A 22,895-nucleotide genomic window follows, 5' to 3' on the forward strand; every position below is an offset into this window, starting at 1 on the left:
CTATAAAAAAATAAAGAATGGCAGAGAGAATAGTGGTAGACCCAATTACTAGAATAGAAGGACATCTTAGAGCCGAAGTAGAAATTTCGGATGGAACTATACAAGAAGCCTTTTTATCTTCGACTATGGTTAGAGGTCTTGAAAACATTGTAAAAGACAGGAATCCAAAAGACGTTTGGGCTTTTGTACAACGTACTTGTGGGGTTTGTACAGCTTCCCATGCTACCGCATCAATACGAGCTGTTGAAGATGCACTTGGAATTGTAGTTCCTCCAAATGCAGAAATGGTTCGTAATATTATGCTAGGAGCTTTATACTTACATGATCACGTAGTTCATTTTTATCATCTCCACGCATTTGATTGGGTAGATGTAATAAGTGGCTTGAACGCAGATCCTGTAAAAACTTCTCAAATAGCACAATCTATTTCAAATTGGCCAAAAAGTTCACCAGGTTATTTTTCGGATTTACAAAAAAGACTAAAAAAATTTGTAGAGAGTGGGCAATTAGGAATTTTTGCTAATGGTTATTGGGGACATCCACAAATGAAACTACCACCCGAAGTTAATTTAATGGCAACTGCTCATTATTTGGAAGCCTTAGAGTGGCAAAAAGAAATTGTGAAAGTGCATGCTATTTTTGGTGGTAAAAATCCACACCCCAATTTTTTAGTTGGAGGAATGGCTTGCTCTATTAACCTTGATGATGCAAGTGGACTAAATGCCGAAAGACTTGCCCACGTAAGACAACTTTTAGAAGAAGGGAAGCAATTTGTAGAACAAGTATATGTTCCAGATGTTCTTGCCATTGCAGGATATTATAAAGACTGGGGGGCTATTGGAGGGTTTCATAATTTTATGTCTTCTAGAGAATTCCCAATGCAGGGGCATAATAATACAAACGATATTAATTTTAAATTCCCGTCGGGAGTTATTTTGAATAAAGATTTATCTAAACTTCATGACTTAGATTTAAGAGATTTAAAAACAGTAGAAGAGTATGTAAATAATTCCTGGTATGATTATGAAGGAGATGGTAATTTAGGAAGACAACCGTGGAGCGGAGAAACCAAAATAAATTACACAGGTCCTAAACCACCTTATACACATTTGAATGTTGATGAAAAATACAGTTTTATCAAAACACCAAGATGGAAAGGTCATGCGATGGAAGTAGGTCCGCTTGCTAGAATGTTAGTTGGATATGCGTCCGGAAGAGAAGAATTTAAAGAAACTATTGATTCTACATTATCAAAATTGCAAGTTCCAGCCGCAGCACTATTCTCGACTTTAGGAAGAACTGCCGCTAGGGCTTTAGAATCAAAATTAGTGGCAAACTGGAATCTGGAATTTTTTGATACTTTAATTGAGAATATTAAAAAAGGAGATACCAATATCGCAAATACAGAAAAATGGGAAACGTCTACCTGGCCAAAAGAGGCTAAAGGAGTAGGTATTGTCGAAGCACCACGAGGCGCTTTGAGCCATTGGATTGTTATAAAAGATGCAAAAGTGGCTAATTATCAACAAGTAGTTCCATCGACATGGAACGCTTCTCCCAGAGATCCAAAAGGGCAACGATCTCCTTACGAAAGTAGTTTGCTAAATACACCAGTTGCAAATCCAGAATTACCATTAGAAATCATTAGAACGATACATTCATTTGATCCTTGTATCGCTTGTGCAGTTCATTTATACGATGAAAATGGAGATATTATTAAAGAAGTAAACGATATCACAATTTGTAATTCTTAATTTAAATTGTAAAGCATGCCAACAAAAACCAACGATTATAAAAGAGCTTATATATGGCAATTACCCGTGCGTATTTTTCATTGGGTAAATGCTTGGGCTATTACAGGATTAGTCGCAACAGGATTTATTATTGCAAATCCGCCCGGAATTATCTCCAGCAAAGAAGCTACAGAACAATTTTGGTTTGGCTACGTTCGCGGAATCCATTTTATATGTGCCTATCTATTGGTAGCAGTGATGATTTTGAGGGTTTATTTTGCTTTCAAAGGGAATAAATACGCTAATTGGCGTGTATTTCTTCCTTTTAAGAAAGAAGGATTTAAAAGGATGTGGCACGTTATTAAATACGATATTTTTTTGCAAAATGAAGAAACAAATAATTCCCCTACAGGAGCTGTAGGACATAATAGTGTCGCTGCAGCTTCTTATTTGGTTATGTTTTTTATGGGACTTGTTATGATAGCGACAGGGTTTGCAATGTATGCTCCCACATCGACTTGGTTTTTACCAAAGATGTTTGGTTGGGTTGTAAACTTGTTAGGAGGAGATTTTAATGTTAGGACTATTCATCATATTACTACCTGGACTTTTATCTTGTTTGCAATCGTTCATGTTTATTTGGTATTCTTTCATGATTGGTTGGAAGGATTAGGTGAGACATCGGCTATGGTAAGTGGATATAAATTTGTACGAACCGAAAGGGTTAGAAAAGATGAAATTGCCGACGATGTAAAAGAAGTTGTGATAAATACTGGAAATCAAGAAGAAAATAAAAAAATATAAAAGTAAAGATGATTACAGAAAAAGTCAATATACCATATAAATATGATGAGTTTCACTCTAATGGAAATGAAATTTTAGTACTTGGTATTGGTAATTATTTAATGGGGGATGAGGGTGTTGGAGTACATTTTATTAATAGGATTGAGAAGACCGATTTCCCCGAAAATATCTCTTTTATTGATGGAGGAACAGGAGGATTTACATTAATTCCATGCATTGAGAACCATAAAAAAGTAATTATTGTAGATGCAACAATGGATGGAAAAGAAGAAGGGACTATTACACTCTTAACACCCAGATTTTCTAATGATTTTCCGATTTCTTTAAGTGGTCATAATTTTGGATTAAAGGACATGGTCGAAATTTTGACTATGCTTGATACGATGCCCGAAATTTATTTGTACACAATTACGATTTCTAAAATGGAACCAATGCTTATGGAGCTTTCTCCAAAAGTCGATGGTGCGATAAAAGAAGTAACAGAAAAAATTATTCAATTAATTGAAAATTTTAATAAAAACTAAACCTTGAATCATTCTTTTCAAATAATCATTTCTGGACGTGTGCAAGGTGTTGGTTTCCGCCCTTTTGTTTATAATTTAGCTACTGAATTTGGACTGACTGGTTATGTTTCAAATAATGAATTGGGAGTGATTATAATAGCAAGTGGAGAGCCCGAAAGAGTATTTGAATTTCACAAAGCGATTAAAAAAAAATATCCTAAGAATGCTAAAATATCAGCGATTAAGATTTCAGAATTTACTACGAAAGAAAAATTTGAAAATTTTTATATAAAATCAACAACAGAAAACATTTCGGCAAATTTACCTTTAACACCAGATTTTGCAATTTGCGAAAGTTGTAAAGATGAGGTTATAGATTCTGAGAACAAACGTTATTTTTACCCTTTTACTACTTGTACACAATGCGGTCCTCGTTACGCTATCACCAGGAAATTCCCTTTTGAAAGAGAAAATACGAGCATGAATGAATTCCGAATGTGCCAAGCATGTTCTGAAGAATATCGTAATCCCAAAGATATTCGTTTTCATTCGCAAACAAGTTCATGTCCCGATTGCGGGGCTCAACTTTCTTTTACTGATAAAGAAAATCAGAAAATTATAGGTACAAATTTGCAAATTTTCAAACGTATTTCAGATGAATTAAAAAAAGGGAAAATTATAGCTGTAAAAAATATTTCGGGATATTTATTACTATGCGATGCTAGAAACTCAGAGGCTATAATGGAATTAAGAAGTCGGAAAAGACGTTTAAAAAAACCTTTTGCAGTCTTATTTCCAAATTTCAGTCAGGTTGTTACTAATTTGAATTGTAATAAAATAGAAGAGAAACAATTAAAATCTGTTGAAGTACCTATTGTTATTTTAAATTTAAAAGATCAAAATAATCTGGCAGTAGATGAAATTGCTCCAGAAATGAGAACAATTGGAGCAATGCTTCCTAATTCAGGCATTTTACAATTAATTTCATTTGTTTTTAATGCTCCTTTAATAGCTACTAGTGGTAATTTTCACGGGGCACCAATTTGTACAAACGAAAAAGAGGCTACGACTATTTTAAAACCTATTGCAGATTTTTTTCTCCATCATAATTTAGAGATAGAACATCCTCAAGATGATAGTGTAATTAAATTTTCAGAAAAGAACAAAGTAAAAATAATCCTGAGACGATCCAGAGGTTTTGCTCCAAATTTTAAAACAGATTTTTGTAATGATACCAATCAAAAAATAGTTTGCTTAGGCGGAGATTTGAAAAATACTATTACTATTAGTCCTAACAATCAATGTTATGTTAGCGAATATAATGGAGATTTAAGTAATTATGATGCTTATGAACGATTTGATAAAAAAATAAAAAAGTATCTGCAAATTTTTGATTTCTTGCCAGAGGTTATCATTTGTGATAAACATCCAAATTATCATAACAGTCAAATTATTAGTGATTTTACAGATGCGAAAAATCAAAAAGAAATTCTGAAAGTTCAGCATCATGAAGCTCATTTTGCAGCAATTTTAGGAGAGAAAAAGCTATGGGGGAGAAAGAATATTTTAGGTGTTATTTGGGACGGAATGGGTTTTGGAAATGAAAATGAAATTTATGGAGGAGAGTTTCTACGCTACAATGCTAATAAGATTAAAAGAGTTGGTCATTTAGAATATTACCCATGGATTATGGGAGATAAAATGTCAAAAAATCCAAAAATTGCTGCATTTTCTATAAGTGGGAATAATACTTTTTTACGAAATTTTTTTGATGAAAACGAATTGAAAATTTATAAAAATGAGATAGGGCTCGCAAAAATAAAAACATCCTCTATGGGGAGATTATTCGATGCTGTTGCCTTTACTTTAGGCTTTCTGGATAATATATCATTTGAAGGAGAAGCAGGTTTATATCTTGAAAATTTGGCCCAAAGAGGATATAACAAACCTGTTTTAGAATTAGAAGATTATTTAAAAAATGAAATAATTACCAACCTGGTTCCTGTAAGAAGAATTTTATTGCAAATTATTACAGCTCGTAAAAAGAATGTTGGTATAGAAATTATCGCTCTTAATTTTCATTATACTTTGGTAAAATGTATTGAAAAAGTTGCAAAATTTTCAAAAGCAAAAGAATTAGCATTTAGCGGAGGAGTTTTCCAAAACTCAGTACTTATAGATTTGATTGTTGATCATTTAAAATCAAAATATAAACTTCATTTTCATAAAATAGTTTCTCCCAATGACGAAAATATTTCATTTGGACAACTCAATTACTATTTACATATAAAAAAATAAATCATGGATATTTTAGAATTATTAGGGCATGTTGGTAAAACAGAAGAGAAAGATAAAATCTCTTATTCTGCGGGAGTGGTGATGGCATTAAGTCTAAAAGATATAGGTTTTGACGAAATAAAATACGAAGATTTTGTAGACGGAATGCAATCTGTATTTGGAAAAGCAAGCTCAAAGATTTCTCCTAAACGATCTATCGAGATCTTTAATAATTATGTAGCACTTTTACAAGAAGAATTGAAGATTACGAATGCAGAAATTGGAAAAGAATTTTTGGATAAAAATTCTAAAAAGGCAGGAATAATTTCGCTTTCAAGTGGATTGCAATACGAAGTTTTAGTTGAAGGAAATGGAAGTATTCCTAAAAGAACAGATACTGTAAATGTTATTTATGAAGGCTATTTGCTGAATAAAAATGTTTTTGATTCGACTAAAGAAACTGGTGCGCAGAAAATTAAATTATTGCAGACTATACAAGGTTGGCAAGAAGCATTGCAATTAATGCCAGAAGGCTCTCGTTGGAAAGTTTATATCCCACATCATTTGGCATACGCCGAAATTGGAGCACCTCCGATGATTCAGCCCAATTCAACCTTAGTTTTTATAATTGAACTTTTAAATATTGTTTGACATGAAGTATCTCTCAGAGTATAGAAATCCTGAATTGGTAAAACAATATATTACCGAATTGCATAAAATAACTACAAAGCCTTGGAATATAATGGAAATTTGTGGTGGACAAACGCATTCATTAGTAAAAAACGGTTTGTTGGATTTATTGCCTTCAAACATAAGAATGATTCATGGGCCTGGTTGCCCTGTATGTGTAACTCCAATTTCTTTAATAGATAAGGCAATCGAATTGATGAAGCAAGATGTAATTTTGTGTTCATTTGGGGATATGACCCGAGTACCAGGTTCTTCTCAAAGTCTGTTGCAAGCTAAGGCAGAAGGGGGAGATTTACGTATTCTATATTCCCCACTGGAGGCGGTAAATATAGCTGCACAAAACCCTGATAGGGAAATTGTATTTTTTGCAGTAGGATTTGAAACGACAGCTCCAAGTATTGCTTTAGCAGTAATTCATGCTCAAAAATTAGACTTGGATAATTTTAGTTTATTAGTCTCGCATGTACTTGTTCCGCCTGCTATGGAGACTATTTTATCTGATGAGTTTTGTACTATTGATGCTTTTTTGGGAGCCGGACATGTATGTACAATAGTAGGGCTGGAAGAATATTATCCCATTTCTGCAAAATATAAAATTCCGATTGTAATTTCTGGATTTGAACCTGCCGATTTGCTTCGGGCTATTTATCATGCTGTACTACAATTAGAAACAGGAAAATTTGAAGTTGAAAATCAATATACCCGACTAGTAAAAGAAGAAGGGAATATAAAAGCTAAAGAGGTTGTAGACACTGTTTTTACAATTGGAGGTCAAGAGTGGAGAAGTATTGGCGTAATCGAAAATAGTGGATTGGTGATGAGAGAAAACTATAGAAAATATGATGCTAATTCTCGATTTTCGATTAACAGTAGTAATAAAAAGACAGACCAAAATTGTATTGCAGGAGAAATTTTAAGAGGAACTAAAAAACCAAACCAATGCCCCGAATTTGGAAAAAAATGCAAACCGTCTAATCCATTAGGAGCACCAATGGTTTCTTCTGAAGGGGCTTGTGCTGCATATTATAATTATTTGTAGTTGTTATGATTGGAATAATAATAACACTTTATGCAGGATTAGAGCATGCTCTTGAAATGGATCATTTATTGGCTGTTAATAGTTTAGTAACTAATAGAAAAAATATAAAGAAAGCTGCCAAAGATGGGATGTATTGGGGAATAGGACATACCCTTACCATTTTTGTGATAGGTGTTGTTATGATTGGTTTTAAGGTAATTATAAAGGAAAGTGTTTTTAGTTATCTTGAAGGAACTGTTGGTTTAATGTTGATTATACTAGGTGTTTTTCGTTTGTTTAAGTTATTTAAAAAAAATACCCATACTCATACCTACACGCACTCTCATGAACATACCCATAGTAATGGCGTTACCCACACCCATTTGCATTCTCATACATATACCCATTCTCACCCCATAGATTTGTTTGAGCATGAACATCCAGATGAGTCTAAGGGATATCGGGCAGCATTTGGTGTAGGATTAATTCATGGATTGGCGGGTAGTGGCGCTTTGGTCGTATTGGTAATCTCTCAGATGAAAACGGTTTTAGAAGGATTAATGTATATCTTAGTTTTTGGATTAGGTTCAATTTTCGGGATGTTTTTAGCCTCTGGATTATTCAGTATTCCTTTTGCTAAAAATGTACTCAAATCTCAAAAACTACAATACGTATTAATCATAATTTCCTCGCTGCTTTGTATTGCTTATGGATTTAAAGTAGTGTATGAAAATTTCTTTGCATAAGGAACAAATATTAAATCAATCCTTTTATCTTGGCGTGTTGCAATAATAAAATTGTTTTGGCATCTTTTATTTCTCCAGTTGCAATCATATTGTAAGCTTCATCAAAAGTCATTTCTAGTACTTCGATGTTTTCATTTTCAATGTCGAGCCCGCCACCGTCACTAACTTTCATACTTTCGTTATATTCTCCTGTAAACAAATATAGAATTTCGGTTACCGATCCTGGTGACATATAGGTTTCGATTACTTTATCTACATTCTTTAATCGATATCCGGTTTCTTCTTCCGTTTCACGGATGATACATTCTTTAGGATTGTCTTTGTCTAAAAGTCCAGCACAAACCTCAATCATCATTCCAGATTCATTTCCGTTAAGATAAGTTGGCATGCGAAACTGTCTTGTAAGGACTACAGTTTTCTTTTCAGAATTATAAAGTAATATTGCTGCGCCATTCCCTCTGTCATATATTTCTCGGCTATGAGTTTCTTTCTTTCCGTTATTCTTTTGATAATCAAACGTTACTTTGTTTAATACATACCAATTATCAGATAATAATTTAGTCTCAGTTATATTTATTTTAGGATTGCTCATGTGTGAAATGTTTTTTTGGCAAAAAAAACGCTCTGGATTTCAGAGCGTTTAATGTTTTTATTTAAGTATCGTTTGTTTTCTGTCTGGACCTACAGAAACAATCTTGATAGGCACTTCGACTTCTTTCTCGATAAACTCGATATATTCTTTTAATTCAATTGGTAATTGATCATAAGTTGTCATTCCAGTTAAATCAGCTTGCCATCCTTTAAACTCTTTGTAAACAGGAGTTACATTTTCTGGCTCTATATTATAAGGGAAATGAGAAATGTTTTGTCCTTTGTAGTTGTATTCAGTACACACTTTTAAAGTTTCGAATCCAGAAAGTACGTCACCTTTCATCATCATTAATTGTGTAACACCATTTACTTGAACAGCATATTTTAAAGCTACTAAGTCTAACCATCCGCAACGTCTTTGTCTTCCTGTAACAGATCCAAATTCGTTTCCGATTTTTGCCATTGTAGCTCCAACTTCGTCAAAAAGCTCAGTTGGGAAAGGACCGCTACCAACACGAGTAACGTATGCTTTAAAAATACCGTAAACTTCTTTAATTTTGTTTGGCGCAATACCTAAACCAGTACATGCTCCTGCAGCAGTAGTATTTGATGAGGTAACAAATGGATATGTTCCAAAATCTACATCTAATAAAGATCCCTGAGCACCTTCGCATAAAATAGATTTACCAGCTTTTTGAGCTTGGTACATATATTCTTCACTATCAATAAAATCTAATTTTTTTAGTTCTTCGATAGCTTCAAAGAATTCTTTTTCAAGTTCTGCTAAGTTGTATTGAATAGCAACATCATAAAAAGCAATCATAGCTTCATGCTTGTCTGCCAATGCTCTGTAACGCTCTTTAAAATCTTCTAATTCGATATCACCAACACGTAAACCGTTTCTACCAGTTTTGTCCATGTAAGTTGGACCAATTCCTTTTAATGTAGAACCAATTTTTGCTTTTCCTTTTGATGCTTCAGAAGCTGCATCAAGTAAACGGTGTGTTGGCAAAATTAAGTGTGCTTTTCTAGATATAATTAATTTGCTTTTGATGTCTAAATTAAATTTCTCTAGACCTTCAATTTCTTTTTGGAAAACCACTGGGTCAATTACAACTCCATTACCAATAATGTTAATAGACTTTTTATGAAAAATCCCTGATGGAATTGTTCTTAAAACGTGTTTTATTCCGTCGAATTCTAAAGTATGTCCTGCATTTGGTCCACCTTGAAAACGAGCAATAATGTCATAATTAGAGGTAAGAACGTCTACAATTTTCCCTTTACCTTCATCTCCCCATTGTAATCCTAGTAATAAATCTACGGTCATTCTGTTTTTAATTTTAATGTCGAGGCAGTTTTTACCGCCTGCTCAGATTAATTTGTTATCTATTTTTATTTAAATATTTTCGAGAACAATCTTTTTTAGCGATTGTCTATTTCTGTTTTTTGTTTCCGTAAAAATATAAGGAATGATTCGTGATTTCGATATCAAATATTTCTTCGATTGTTTTTTTTATGGTCTGAATTCTAGGGTCGCAAAATTCGATTACCTCACCAGAATCAGTCATAATGATATGATCGTGTTGCTTGTCAAAATACGATTTTTCGTAGTAGGCTTGATTTTGCCCAAATTGATGTTTACGAACCAAAGCACAATCTAATAATAATTCGATTGTATTATATAAAGTGGCTCTACTTACACGATAATTTTTGTTTTTCATTTTGATATACAAGTTTTCAATATCAAAATGTTCTTCACTATCGTATATTTCCTGAAGTATAGCGTAGCGCTCAGGTGTTTTACGATGCCCTTTTTGTTCAAGATATAATGTAAAAACATTTTTTACAATTTCTTGATTTTTGTTGTTGTCAGTTGAAATGAGTGTCATATCCTGCAAAGATAATTTATTATTTTTAAATGAATAAAAGTTTCCTGTTTAAAGTTTCACGTTCAAATGTTTAATCGTGAAAATTCAGACACTTATGTTCTATATTCTCTGGTTACTTTATCTACACCATCAATTTTTTTGATATTATTAATCATTTTCTTGAGTATAGAATTATTTCGTACAATTACTGCAATCTGACCATGAAAAATCCCGGCATCGGTACTCAAAGAGATGCTCTGAATGTTCACGTTCATGTTGTTAGAAATCACTTTTGTTAATTGGTTTGTAAGTCCTAAAACATCCATTCCTGTAATATTGATAATAGCTTTAAATTCTTCTTGAGATGAATCAATCCATTTAGCAGTCATTATACGATACGCATAGTTGGATTGCATTCCGATGGCATTAGGACAGTCTTTCTTATGAACTTTTATCCCTTCGTTTATCGTTACAAATCCAAAAACATCATCTCCTGGAATTGGGTTACAACATGGAGATAATTTATAATCTAGTTTATCGTGCTCAGTTCCAAAAACCAACATATCATAATTACTGCTGATTTCAGGCTTATGAATATCGGTATCAGCTGTATTGCTGTTATTACGTTTTATTTTGTTTTTGAAGAAATTAATAAACGTGTTACCTTTTTGGGCAGCATAATCTTTTAATTGCTGATTTTCGATTGCACCAACACCAACTCTGTAAAATAAATCTAAACTCGTTTTGAGTTTAAAGAAGTTAACCAACTCGTTTATAACTTGTTCGCTAATCGTGATTTTTAAGTGTTTAAGTTTGCGAGTAAGTAATTCTTTCCCTTCTTCGGCAATCTTTTTGGTGTTTTCGTTTAAAACGTTTTTAATTTTATTTTTAGCTCGGGATGTAGTAACATAATCCAGCCAGTTGACGGTTGGTTTTTGGTTTTGAGAAGTGATAACTTCTACCTGATCACCACTTTTTAATTCGTAGTTAAGAGGAACTAATCGTCCGTTAACACGAGTTCCACGAGTTTTTATTCCTATTTCGGAGTGAATACTAAAAGCAAAATCTAATGAGGTTGCGCCTTTTGGCAATGATTTAATTTCTCCTTTTGGAGTAAATACAAAGATTTCTTTTGAATATAAATTCATTTTAAAATCCTCGACAAAATCTACCGCATTGGTTTCAGAATTTTCTAAAGCTTCACGAAGTAAGTTTAGCCAAACATCCAGACCACTTTCTTCTGTAGCTCCGTTTTTATATTTGTAATGTGCTGCGTATCCTTTTTCGGCAATTTCATCCATACGTTCGCTTCGAACCTGTACTTCGACCCAGCGACCTTTTGGTCCCATTACTGTTATGTGCAAAGCTTCATATCCAGTAGATTTTGGCGATGAAATCCAGTCGCGTAATCGGCTCGGGCTTGGTCTGTAATGGTCTGTTACGATAGAATATATTTTCCAGGCAAGAAATTTCTCGTCATGGGGATTCGATTTATATACAATTCGAAGTGCAAACTTATCATAAACTTCGTCGAAGCTTACGTTTTGCGCACGCATTTTTCTTCGAATAGAATAAATAGATTTCGGACGACCTTTTATAATATAATCAATTCCTTCTTCATCCATAGATTTTTTAAGAACATCAGAAATGTCTTTGATGTAAGCATCTTGTTCTTCTTTGGTTTCGCGAATTTTACTTACAATATCATTGTAAACTTCTGGTTCGGTATATTTTAATCCTAAATCTTCAAGTTTAGTTTTAATGTTGTATAATCCCAATCGGTGGGCAAGGGGAGCATAAATGTATAATGTTTCGGATGCGATTTTGGTTTGTTTGTATTCAGCCATCGAATCCATAGTTTGCATATTATGCAAACGGTCGGCTAATTTTATCAAAATAACACGAACATCATCATTTAAGGTAAGGATCATTTTACGGAAGTTTTCCGCTTGCATTGATGCATTTAAATCCCTTTGAACCATCGAAATTTTAGTTAATCCCTCTACAAGTTGTGCTACTTTGGGATTAAACAAGCGCTCAATGTCCTGAACAGTCAGTGGAGTATCTTCGACAACATCATGCAATAAGGCAGCAGCAATCGAGGTGGCTCCCAAACCAATTTCGGAAGCTACAATTTTTGCAACAGCAATAGGATGAAAGATATACGCCTCACCTGATTTTCGTCGTTGTTCTTTATGAGCATCAACAGCAACATCAAAAGCCTTTCGGATTAGTTTTTTATCTGTAGGACTTAAAGTCTGATAACTAATTCGAAGTAATTCTTTGTATTCCTGTGCAATTGCTTTATTCTCTTTTTCAATATCTATCTCTATCATATATTCGCCTGGTTCAATTCCCTAAAAATAAGAATAAGTTTCAATATACACAAGGGAATGGGGTATTGATTTTAGATTTCTAACTTTAGATTTTAGAAGGAGAGATTGACGATTTTATCTAAAAAATGATTATTTCAAAGTTTCAGAAAGAGACGCCAAATTCTGCAAAGTTTTTCCCCTTTGCTCCTTTATACCTTTGTTCCTCTGAACCTATAAAATTCACAGAATTTTAATAAAGTCTAAGTCTTGAAAATCGTAACTGAAATCAGTTAATTCTGAGATTGCTTGCATTTTTAAATTAGTAGCTTTTCCGTTAGAATCATATTTAAAGAAAAGGTGTGCGTCTGCATGAAAATAGGCATTATCCCATTTTACTACATAATTTCCATCTTTATAAAAGAATACTTCACCTACTAATTGTGGAGAACGTTTAGAAGCAAAATATACCTTTCCTTTTTTTTCTGTAATGGTAACTTCTCCAAACCAATTGTCTTTGTAAGTTCCAGTAATTTTGGTAAAATCAGTTTTTAGTTTATCCTTTTTGTTTTTTGCAACAGTTGCCCAAACTTCATCGGTTACTTTGTCTGCTGTTTCTTCATTTGCTTTCATTTTGCTGCTGTATAATGCAACATAATCTTCAGATTTAATGCCTAAATAGCTGTCTTTTATAGTATTTGTAATTGCAGTAAATGCTGCGCCAGATTGCTGATTTGTTAAGACGATAATTCCTAATTGTAGCTCGGGAATTAAAGTTACCTGAGTTACAATGCCTTCTAATCCACCAGTATGAGTAACCTGCTTGTATCCTTTTACATCACTTAGGAACCAGCCTAAACCATATCCGCTAAAATGAGTATTATATGGAGCTCTGGTTCTTGCAGGGATAATAGTTTGCAATTGCCACATCTCGTCATGTTCTTTTTCTGAAAATAATTGTTTATTGTCAGATCCATATTTACCGTTATTCATTTGCATAATTGCCCATTTGCTCAAGTCATTTACGCTTGAATAAATACCAGCAGCTGCATCAAAAAGTTGATTTTTATATCTGCTAATCACTTTTAATTTTCCGTCAATAGGTACGTGTGGAGCAATAATATTTGTGGAGTCTTTTAAACGCAAAAATGAAGCTGCACTATGATTCATTTCTAATGGTTTCATGATGCGTTCTTCAACAAAATCGCACCAGCTTTTTCCGCTTACCACATGCACAATTTCGCCGGCAACGATATACAATAAATTGTCATAATCGTATTTGGTTCTAAAGCCTGAAACAGGTTTTAAATACTGTAAGTTTTGGGTAATATCTTGTGCAGTAAAGTCACTACCGTCAGGCCAAATCATTAAATCTCCTGCTCCAAGACCAAGTCCGCTGCGGTGAGTTAATAAATCACGAATCGTAAATTCTTGCGTCACGTATTCATTGTACATCTTAAAATTTGGAAGATATTTTACCACTTTATCATCCCATTTTATCTTCCCTTCATCAACTAACATTGCAAGGGCAGCACTTGTAAAAGCTTTACTGTTAGACGCAATTCCGAAAAGGGTATTTGCATCGACTTTTTCTTTTGTTATGATAGATTTCACACCATAACCTTGAGCCTGAACGATTTTTCCATCTTTAATAATAGCAACAGCAATTCCAGGAACGTTAAATGTTTTTAGAGTGTTTTCTACCAGTGCATCAACTTCTTGATTGGTGATTTGTGCAGAAACCGTAAAACCGAATAATAGTGTTAAAAGTGATAATTTATAGTTCATACTTTAAATTTTATAATTGATTAAAACCTCGTTGTCTTTTTGCTTCAAAAATTAATATGGCTGCTGCAACCGAAACATTCATGCTGTCTATTTCACCTTCCATCGGAATAATGATATTTTGTGTCGCTGCATCTCTCCATTCCTGTGTTAATCCAGTGGCTTCAGTACCAACAACCAAAGCAGTTGGAGTAGTGAAATCCTGTGTGTGATATGAAGTTGAGTTTTGTAATGTAGCGCAGTAAAAATTGATTTTATTTTCTTTTAAAAAAGTAATAATTTCAGAAGTTGTTCCCGTTGCAATCTGATTGGTAAATAAGCAACCTACACTTGAGCGAACAATGTTTGGGTTGTATAAATCACTTTTTGGGTTGGCAATAATTACAGCATTCAAATTTGCTGCATCGGCAGTACGTAATAATGCACCAATATTTCCTGGTTTTTCAGGAGCTTCGGCAACAAGAATTAATGGATTATCAGATAATTTTAAATCAGATAATTGCAACGATTTGGTTTTGGCTATAGCCAAAACACCTTCGGTTGTGTCTCGATAAGCTAGCTTTTGATAAACTTCTTTATTGATTTCGATTAAATTAACTTGTTTTCCGGTTAATTTATTGATTTCATTTTCTGAAATTAATTCGGGTAAAAACAAAATCGTTTCTATTTCATAACCGCCTTTTATGGCCAATGAAATCTCGCGTTTTCCTTCTATTAAAAACGTTCCGGTTTGTTTACGTGCTTTTGCTTTTTCTTGCAATAACACTAATGATTTTATAAATGGGTTTTGTATCGAAGTAATTTGTTTCAAGGGAAAAAGTGCTGAGTTTGTAAGTGGCTAAGGTAATAAGATTTTTTAAATTTTAAATTCAATACTATTTTTTCAAAATGGCTACAATTTATTAATTGGGGTTAGCACCTATTTATAATGGGGATTTCTTTATTTTTGTCAGAATACTAGAATTTCATTTCATTTTAAAAGCATATAAATGTTTAGTTTATTAGATATCATTGGGACAATGGCATTTGCAATGTCTGGCGCGTTGACGGCAATGAATAAAAGATTGGATCCGTTTGGGGTTTTTATAATTGCCTTTGTTACTGCAGTAGGTGGGGGAACGGTGCGTGATGTCTTAATTGGGAGAACACCTGTGGGCTGGATGCTTGATTTAAAGTATGTGTATGTTATTATTTTAGGATTTATTTTATCTGTTATTTTTAGAAAAAAGTTTGATAAACTAAGAACATCATTGTTTTTATTTGATACTATTGGCTTGGGAGTTTTTACGTTAATAGGTCTGGAAAGAGGAATAATTACAGGTTTACATCCTATAATTTGTATTGCACTAGGTACTATGACAGCATGTTTTGGAGGAGTAACTCGAGATATTTTATGCAATGAGATTCCAGTGATTTTTAGAAGAGAAATTTATGCTACCATTTGTATTCTAGGCGGAATTGTTTTTTTTGCATTGAAAAAATTGAATCTCAACGATGATATTTTGTACCTCGTAACTTGCGTTGTTATTATTATCGTTCGATTAATGGCTGTAAAATACAAATGGTATTTGCCAGCTTTAGAGCATAAACGCTAAATGATTTCTCTAATGAATTCCAATAATAAATCGTGAAAAACTATACCGTAAAATTATATCAGGAAACAGATTATGAAAAGTGGAATGACTTTATCGGTCAAGCTAAAAATGCTACTTTCTTGTTTCATCGTGATTTTATGGAATATCATAAAGACCGATTCGAAGATTTTTCTTTATTAGTTTTTGAAAATGAAAAATTAGTTTCAGTTTTACCTGCAAATAAAGTCGGTAATGTAGTTTATTCTCATCAAGGATTAACTTATGGTGGTTTGGTTTTAATGCCGGTATCAAAGCTATATGATACTATTTTTGTATTTAAGGCGATTTTAGAATATTTAAATAAGAATGATATTGGGAAATTATTTTTTAAAGATATTCCTTCTATTTATTGTGATTATTCGTCAGATGAAATTAATTATCTTATGTATGTATGTAATGGTAAAATTATCATGAAGCATAATGTTTCGGTTATTTCTCTAAAGTATAATATATTGATTACGAAATCAAGAAAAGAATGTATAAGGAGAGGGCAAAAATTGGATTTATATATTAAAGAAGAAGATAATTTAGATACATTTTGGAATCAACTTTTAATACCTAATTTAAAGGAAAAATATAATTCCGAACCAGTTCATACTTTAGGTGAGATTATGTTTTTGAAAAGCAAATTTCCTGATAATATTCGTCATTTTAATGTCTATAACAATGGAGAGTTAGTATGTGGGACAACATTATTTATTACAAAGAATGTTGTTAAACCTCAATACATTTCGGGAAGTAGTAAAAATAATATTTTAGGTAGTATAGATTTTTTATATGATTTTTTGATTACTGAAATTGCTAAAAATAAAGATTTTTTTGATTTTGGTCCCTCCCATGAAAATAATGGATTTCAAATCGTAAAAAGTATTAATTTCTGGAAAGAAAGTTTTGGAGCTCATTCTTTGGTACAAGATTTTTACGAAATTCAAACGTCTAATTATAAATTATTAGATACTGTTTTAATATGATTTTTTTATTATCGAAATAATTAATAAATACTAAGGGTGTCAGAAAGTAATGATTCATATGAAAAAATTATCAAAGCAACTTCAATATTTGGAGGGGTTCAAGTGTTTAATTTTATTATATCTATGATCAGGTCTAAATTGATATCAGTACTTATTGGTTCTACTGGAATGGGAATTGTAGCATTGTTAAATGCAACAATAAATTTTATTGCAGGTTTTACGAGTTTAGGAATAGAAGTGAGTGCAGTTAAATATATTTCAAGAAATTATGTTGATGGAGATTCTTATGAGTTATCAAAAACGATATTTATAATAAAGAGAATAGTATGGGTATCAGGCATTTTAGGAGCATTGTCTGTTTTAATATTATCTACGAAACTTAGCAAAATCACATTTGGGAATTTAGAATATACAACTTCATTCATCTGGGTTTCGATGACTATTTTATTCCGACAATTAAGTGTTGGTCAATTGGCAATACTTCAGGGATTTCAAAAACTAAAGTCTTTAGCTAAAGCTAATCTATATGGAAGCTTTTTTGGTTTGCTACTTTCAATTCCTTTTTATTATTATTTGAAGTTAGAAGCTATTGTTCCTGCAATAATTATTTCTTCAATAGCAGCTCTTTTTTTTTCCTATAAATATTCAAATAGAATAAAATTAGATAAAATTGAAGTGGTTAAAAAAGAGTTATACTATGAAAGTAAGAATATTATTTTTTTAGGTTTAAGACTAAGTTTTAGTACAATACTTACAGCTTTTAGTGCTTATTATTTGCAAATATATATTGGTAATAATGGAGGATTAGCTACTGTGGGATTGTACAATGCAGGATTTGTATTGTTGAATTCTTATGTAGGATTAATTTTCACTTCGATGGCAACGGATTATTTGCCAAGATTATCAGCTGTTATCGATAATGAGTTAAAAACAAATGAAGCTGTTCTTCAGCAAACTTTAATTGGAGGATTGATCATAACTCCAATTATTACTTTGTTTATGCTTTTTTCAAAATATATTGTTTTGCTATTATTTTCAAATGAATTCTTGATTATTGTTCCAATGGTTACAATTGGGGCATTAGGAATGATATTTAGAGTTGTTTCTTTTTCAATTGGATATATGGTATTAATAAAAGCTGATACAAAATTATTTATAAAGAGTGCTATTGGTTTTAATGCATTAAATTTGGTGTTAAATTTATTAGGATACTATTATTATGGATTGTTAGGGCTTGGAATTGCATTTACCTTACACTATTTATTGCATTTGATTTTTGTAAAGATGATATCATTTTATAACTATCATTTTACGTTTGATATAGAGTTTATTAAGGTTTATATTGTCTGTTTAGTTTTATGCTTAACAGCTTATTTAAGTACATTAATCGAAAATGAAACTTTAAAGTATAGTTTATCTGGTTTTGTATTCTTATTTTCTTTATTCTTTTCTTTAAAAGAGATAAATAAAAAAATTAATTTGATTTCTATTGCATCAAAATTAAAAACTAAAATATATGTATTCCTTTTTAAAAAAAATGTATAAAATGGTTAGAACTTTTTATCATGATATGAAGAGGTATGCTAAAGTTAATTGGGTTAAAACTATATATTTTAATTTTAAAAAATTTCCATTTAAAACAGCGAAAAAATTGCCCGTATTTTTTTATGGAAAAGTAAGTTTTCAAAGTATTAAAGGCGAAATTATAATCCAAAGTCCAATAAAAAAAGGGATGATAGGTTTTGGTAAACGATTTGAGAAATTCTCAAGATCAAAAGGAATTGCAGAGATTTGTTTGGAAGGAAAATTAATTTTTAAAGGGTATGCAATGTTTGGGCAAGATTATTTAATTTATATAGCAGAATATGCTTGCCTTGAAGTAGGAAATTTTTCAGGAATGGGGAGTGATTGTAAGATTGCTTGTTCGCAATATATTAAGTTAGGCAATAATGTGAGGATTAGCTATGAGTCCCAAATTTTGGATTCTAATTTTCATCAGATGATTGATACACAAAGTGGTGAGCGAATTCCACTAGCTTCACCAATAATAATTGGGAATAATAATTTTATTGGTAACAGAACTACGATAATGCCAAAAACAATAACGCCAGATTTTTGTACAATTTCTTCAAACAGTTTATCTAATCGAGATTATACTTTGTTAGGAACTAATATTCTAATTGGGGGTGTTCCAGCAAAATTAATTAAAACAAATATTTCTAGAGATTGGGACTCTGAAAAGGATAATTTAGATATTTGGTACAAAGTGTAATTTTTAAGTAATTAATTTGCCGTCCAAACTGTCAGATATTTTCCAGCGATTTCTATATAGTTGTGTTCTTTTTTTATAAAAGCCTTGGCTCGTTTTCCAATAGCAATTATTTCTTCGGGATTTTCGATTAAAAAAGATAAATCATTTACCAGAGAATCTACATCGGGTAATGCATTTATAGCAACACGCTTATCAAGATTATAATATTCCATAAATTCCTTTTCAGCCCCAGTAAAAACTACTTTTCCTTTGGCCATCGCTTCAAGTGCATTATATCCTTGATCATAGGCATAAACTTGGTCTAATAATATGTGGGCTTTGTTATAAAGGTTAGTATATTCCTCATAGGGGATGTTTTCTACTGTGATGATTTCTATTTTTTCTCTATGTTTTTCTTTAATAATTTCTAGAGCTTTTTCAAATAGAGGAATCCCTTTTTGGTAAAAGGTCCCTCTATTTATACCAAGAAATATGATTATTGAATTATGAATTTTAGTTTCTGAAATTATTTCTTTAATGCAAACAGGGTTTGGAATTAATGCTCTAAAATTTGGATGATTTTTTAGCGGTAGGTAGTAATCAAAATCACTTGCTATGATTCCCTGGACGTTTTTATGAACTAGATTTTGAAGTTTTTTATTTTTTATTTTTAAATAATCAAAAATATAATCATATTCGTTGATTAATTTTGGATTATCAAAATATGGGTTCATTATCGAGTATCTAGGTTTCTTTTCTATCATATATTTTACAATAGTACTATCTACACCACAACAAAGTAGATATGACTTTTTGTTATTCAAGAATATTTTTTTTAATAACATGCGTTCAAAGAAAGGAAGAGTTTGTATAGGAGATTCATTTATTAATTGCACAATATCAAAATCTTTGCATTTGTTTAAGTGTAAATAAAAACGAATGGCATATTCAATTTTTGATATGTCAAATTTAATCAATCTATAAATTATTTGTCTAGGAATATTACCTATTTTTGATTCAGACCATCTTGCTTTTGTTGATAAATCAACTGGGTAATTTTTAAAATGATCACCATTAGCAATTATAACAACTGTGTGTCCTAAGGCTTGTAAACCTAGTTTTAAGGAATTATGTAACCTGCTATATTCGCCAATGAGTAAAATGCGCATGAATTTTTATATTTGTAATGACGAAAATAACTAATAAAGAATGATAAATAATAATAACAATCTTAAAATTGCAATTGTTGGGGATAGTTTATCGGGGGGTGGAGCAGAAAGAGTTCATGCAATATTATCAGTTTATTTTAAAGAAAGAGGTTTGAATGTTCATAATTGTGTTTTTGTAGATTGGGTTACTTATAAGTATTCTGGAAGTTTAGAGAACATAGGGAAAATAGCTCCAGATTCTTTTTTTGTTTATAGAAAAATAAGACGTTTTTTTGTTTTTAAAAACTTTATAAAAAAAAATAATTTCGATTGTGTCATTGATTTTAGGATGCGAACTAATTTTTTATTAGAATTTTTAATCTCAAAATTTGTCTATCCTGCGAATACGTTTTATAGAGTTGGAAGTGGGATTTTATCATTTTACATGCCTGATTCAGTTTTTTTATCTAATTTAATTTACAAAAATAGACATGTTATTACGGTTTCCGAAGCAATAAAAAAAGAAATTTTAATTAAAAATTTTGCTAATGATGTGAATCATGTTTATAATCCTATAGATTTTGAAACAATAGAAATATTAAAAGACGAATTTGACTTTGGAATAAGTAATTATATAATTGCTGCTGGAAGAATGAGCGATGATATTAAGCAATTTGATAAATTAATAATTTCTTATTCTAATTCTATTTTACCCCGTAATAACGTAAAATTGATAGTTATAGGTGAAGGTAGAAATATTGAAGAATATAAAAAGTTAACAAAATGTCTAGGTGTTGAAAAATTTGTTGAATTCATAGGTTTTGTGAATAACCCTTTTCCATATTATAAGAAAGCACTTTTTCTAGTTTTATGTAGTTTAAAAGAAGGGTTTCCTAATGTAATAAATGAAGCTCTGGCATGTGAGACTCCTGTTGTAGCATTCGATTGTTTTTCGGGACCAAGTGAAATAATAAGGGATAGGGTGAATGGACTTTTAATTGAGGATCAAAATTTTGATAAATTAACAGAGGGAATAAACGAGATGTTAATCAATAAAGAATTATACTTACATTGCAAGCAGAATACAAAAAGTAGTGTAATACGGTTTTCTGTTAATCGAATAGGTGAACAATGGTTGCAATTTTTTAATAAATAGTCATGAAAAATATAGAGATAATTGATATTCCTAAAATAGAAGATTATAGAGGGAACATTGCTGTTGTAGAGAAAGACTGTATTCCTTTTGAGATGAAAAGGGTTTATTATTTATTTGACATACCAAGTAATTCAAAACGAGGAGGACATGCGCATAAAAAACAAATTGAGTTGTTAATCCCTCTGGCTGGAAGTTTTGATGTAGTTTTAAAAAACGGCATCGAAAGAAAAGTAATTACTTTGAATAAACCCGATAAGGGTTTACTTATAAAAGAGAATGTTTGGAGAGAATTAGAAGATTTTTCCTCTGGAGCAGTTTGCTTGGTTGTTGCATCAGATGTTTTTTGCGAAGAGGACTATATTCGAGATTTTGATGAGTATTTAAAATATATTGAACTTAACTATAAGAAGTAAATCGAATTCCCTTTTTTAAAAACAACAATTTTATTTTTCTTATAATTTGCAATAGAAATAGTGGAGAGTTTAATAAAAAGAGTTGCTTATAGTTTAGCCCAGAAGTTTTTAAGTTAGGATGAATGCTTTTTTTTACTTCAGTGAAGTTTTTTAAATCTTTTTCCATTTTATACATTTTAGCGAAAACATATCGGTTGAAATCTAAATATTTTTTTAAATCTGAATTGTTTTTTGCAAGATTTTCATAAGAATCAAAATTTGGAATAATCTTGTTTTTTAAACTTGAGGTCGTAATTTGGTTCTCAGAAAATATAATATATTCTACCAATGAGGCTCTTGAGTATGCTAATTTATAAGAAGAATTTGCTCTAATATTGAAATCTATATCTTCTCCAAAAGTAATATTTTCGTCATAAAAACCAATAGTGTGAAAGACTGACTTTTCTACACAAAGACTGCAACAACAATAAATGGGTTGCGATAAATTACTTTCAAAGAAATTTGGAATTATCCCATCATTTTTGAAGTTTTTTAAATTAAATGATGGGGTAATTGATATGTTATTAGTATATACTTCTTCATAATTAGTTGCGAATAATCTGGCTTCAGGAAAGTTTTTAATAAGGGAGAATATTTTTTCAAGATAACTAGATTTCCATAAATCATCAGCATCTAGAAAAGCAATATAATTAGTATTTGCATTTTGTATTCCTGTATTTCTTGCAGCCGAAAGACCTCTGTTTTTTGAATGTTGTATAATTTTTATTTTGTCAGAATTAATTTTGGATAAAATGTTTAAACTCTTATCAGTAGATCCATCGTTCACAACAATAATTTCAAAATCTTGAAAAGTTTGATTCAAGATACTTTGCATCGTTTTTTCGATAAAATTTTCTTTGTTGTATAACGGAATAATTACTGAAAAAAATGCCATATTTTTTATTTTTTCAAAGTGAAATAATAACCCAATCGATATAGATCAAAGATAAAAA

21 protein-coding genes are annotated in these 22,895 nt (G+C 31.4%); 13 read left to right on the top strand and 8 right to left on the bottom strand.

From position 1 onward, the window contains the following. Positions 1-17: 17 nt before the first annotated feature. Genes B8T70_RS04730 through B8T70_RS04760 form a run of 7 tightly spaced genes read left to right on the top strand, consistent with a single transcriptional unit; the run spans position 18 to position 7,771 of the window. Positions 18-1,754, top strand: a complete 1,737-nt coding sequence (locus B8T70_RS04730; RefSeq protein ID WP_039111171.1) for a nickel-dependent hydrogenase large subunit — start codon at positions 18-20, stop codon at positions 1,752-1,754. A 15-nt stretch (positions 1,755-1,769) separates the two neighbouring features. Next, on the top strand, positions 1,770-2,537 hold the full coding sequence (gene cybH, locus B8T70_RS04735; RefSeq protein WP_242667423.1) for a Ni/Fe-hydrogenase, b-type cytochrome subunit: 768 nt from the start codon (positions 1,770-1,772) through the stop codon (positions 2,535-2,537). A gap of 8 nt (positions 2,538-2,545) precedes the next feature. Next, the gene (locus B8T70_RS04740) at positions 2,546-3,061 is read left to right on the top strand and encodes a HyaD/HybD family hydrogenase maturation endopeptidase (RefSeq protein WP_242667424.1); all 516 of its coding nucleotides are present in this window, start codon (positions 2,546-2,548) and stop codon (positions 3,059-3,061) included. A 3-nt stretch (positions 3,062-3,064) separates the two neighbouring features. After that, on the top strand, positions 3,065-5,338 hold the full coding sequence (hypF, locus tag B8T70_RS04745; protein ID WP_086894106.1) for a carbamoyltransferase HypF: 2,274 nt from the start codon (positions 3,065-3,067) through the stop codon (positions 5,336-5,338). A gap of 3 nt (positions 5,339-5,341) precedes the next feature. Continuing rightward, positions 5,342-5,968: an FKBP-type peptidyl-prolyl cis-trans isomerase gene (locus B8T70_RS04750; RefSeq protein WP_052250167.1), complete on the top strand. Its 627-nt coding sequence runs from the start codon at positions 5,342-5,344 to the stop codon at positions 5,966-5,968. Between the two features lies 1 nt (position 5,969). Beyond that, positions 5,970-7,046 (top strand): hydrogenase formation protein HypD, encoded by a 1,077-nt coding sequence (gene hypD / locus B8T70_RS04755; RefSeq protein ID WP_086894107.1) that lies wholly within the window; start codon positions 5,970-5,972, stop codon positions 7,044-7,046. A gap of 5 nt (positions 7,047-7,051) precedes the next feature. Continuing rightward, positions 7,052-7,771 carry a sulfite exporter TauE/SafE family protein gene (locus B8T70_RS04760; RefSeq protein ID WP_052259328.1) on the top strand — a complete coding sequence of 240 codons (720 nt, stop codon included), beginning with the start codon at positions 7,052-7,054 and terminating at the stop codon, positions 7,769-7,771. 10 nt (positions 7,772-7,781) lie between these two features. On the opposite strand, the gene nudK is transcribed toward B8T70_RS04760, so the two are convergent. The 6 genes from nudK to B8T70_RS04790 form a co-directional block, all read right to left on the bottom strand. Then, positions 7,782-8,363, bottom strand: a complete 582-nt coding sequence (nudK, locus tag B8T70_RS04765; RefSeq protein WP_086894108.1) for a GDP-mannose pyrophosphatase NudK — start codon at positions 8,361-8,363, stop codon at positions 7,782-7,784. A 57-nt stretch (positions 8,364-8,420) separates the two neighbouring features. Beyond that, positions 8,421-9,692: an adenylosuccinate synthase gene (locus B8T70_RS04770; protein ID WP_039111167.1), complete on the bottom strand. Its 1,272-nt coding sequence runs from the start codon at positions 9,690-9,692 to the stop codon at positions 8,421-8,423. 106 nt (positions 9,693-9,798) lie between these two features. Then, a complete protein-coding gene (locus B8T70_RS04775) occupies positions 9,799-10,254 on the bottom strand; it encodes a Fur family transcriptional regulator (protein ID WP_035618963.1) in 456 nt (151 codons plus the stop codon). A gap of 92 nt (positions 10,255-10,346) precedes the next feature. Next, entirely contained in the window at positions 10,347-12,569 is a 2,223-nt protein-coding gene (locus B8T70_RS04780) for a bifunctional (p)ppGpp synthetase/guanosine-3',5'-bis(diphosphate) 3'-pyrophosphohydrolase (protein WP_039111166.1), read from the bottom strand. A gap of 219 nt (positions 12,570-12,788) precedes the next feature. Further along, positions 12,789-14,333: a serine hydrolase gene (locus B8T70_RS04785; protein ID WP_039111165.1), complete on the bottom strand. Its 1,545-nt coding sequence runs from the start codon at positions 14,331-14,333 to the stop codon at positions 12,789-12,791. A gap of 10 nt (positions 14,334-14,343) precedes the next feature. After that, positions 14,344-15,141 (bottom strand): RNA methyltransferase, encoded by a 798-nt coding sequence (locus B8T70_RS04790; protein WP_039119935.1) that lies wholly within the window; start codon positions 15,139-15,141, stop codon positions 14,344-14,346. Positions 15,142-15,319: 178 nt separating this feature from the next. On the opposite strand from B8T70_RS04790, the gene B8T70_RS04795 reads away from it, so the two are divergent. From B8T70_RS04795 to B8T70_RS04810, 4 genes are all read left to right on the top strand, one after another. Further along, positions 15,320-15,925, top strand: a complete 606-nt coding sequence (locus B8T70_RS04795) for a trimeric intracellular cation channel family protein (protein WP_039111163.1) — start codon at positions 15,320-15,322, stop codon at positions 15,923-15,925. A gap of 32 nt (positions 15,926-15,957) precedes the next feature. Continuing rightward, on the top strand, positions 15,958-16,935 hold the full coding sequence (locus tag B8T70_RS04800) for a GNAT family N-acetyltransferase (protein WP_086894109.1): 978 nt from the start codon (positions 15,958-15,960) through the stop codon (positions 16,933-16,935). Positions 16,936-16,971: 36 nt separating this feature from the next. Continuing rightward, positions 16,972-18,480: an oligosaccharide flippase family protein gene (locus B8T70_RS04805; RefSeq protein ID WP_255398700.1), complete on the top strand. Its 1,509-nt coding sequence runs from the start codon at positions 16,972-16,974 to the stop codon at positions 18,478-18,480. A 106-nt stretch (positions 18,481-18,586) separates the two neighbouring features. Next, entirely contained in the window at positions 18,587-19,207 is a 621-nt protein-coding gene (locus B8T70_RS04810) for a transferase (RefSeq protein WP_242667425.1), read from the top strand. Between the two features lie 11 nt (positions 19,208-19,218). On the opposite strand, the gene B8T70_RS04815 is transcribed toward B8T70_RS04810, so the two are convergent. Continuing rightward, complete coding sequence (locus B8T70_RS04815) at positions 19,219-20,355, bottom strand: glycosyltransferase (protein ID WP_086894111.1); 1,137 nt, start codon at positions 20,353-20,355, stop codon at positions 19,219-19,221. A gap of 40 nt (positions 20,356-20,395) precedes the next feature. Between B8T70_RS04815 and B8T70_RS04820 the strand changes: the two genes are divergently transcribed. After that, positions 20,396-21,490 (top strand): glycosyltransferase, encoded by a 1,095-nt coding sequence (locus B8T70_RS04820; RefSeq protein ID WP_086894112.1) that lies wholly within the window; start codon positions 20,396-20,398, stop codon positions 21,488-21,490. A 2-nt stretch (positions 21,491-21,492) separates the two neighbouring features. Further along, the gene (locus B8T70_RS04825) at positions 21,493-21,903 is read left to right on the top strand and encodes an FdtA/QdtA family cupin domain-containing protein (protein ID WP_086894113.1); all 411 of its coding nucleotides are present in this window, start codon (positions 21,493-21,495) and stop codon (positions 21,901-21,903) included. Here the strand turns inward: B8T70_RS04825 and B8T70_RS04830 are convergent. Further along, the gene (locus B8T70_RS04830) at positions 21,887-22,837 is read right to left on the bottom strand and encodes a glycosyltransferase family A protein (RefSeq protein WP_086894114.1); all 951 of its coding nucleotides are present in this window, start codon (positions 22,835-22,837) and stop codon (positions 21,887-21,889) included. The two genes, B8T70_RS04825 and B8T70_RS04830, sit on opposite strands and share 17 nt — an antisense overlap. Positions 22,838-22,895: the final 58 nt, after the last annotated feature.

Origin of the sequence: Flavobacterium sp. AJR (assembly GCF_002156885.1) — a bacterium.
Lineage (GTDB): Bacteria > Bacteroidota > Bacteroidia > Flavobacteriales > Flavobacteriaceae > Flavobacterium.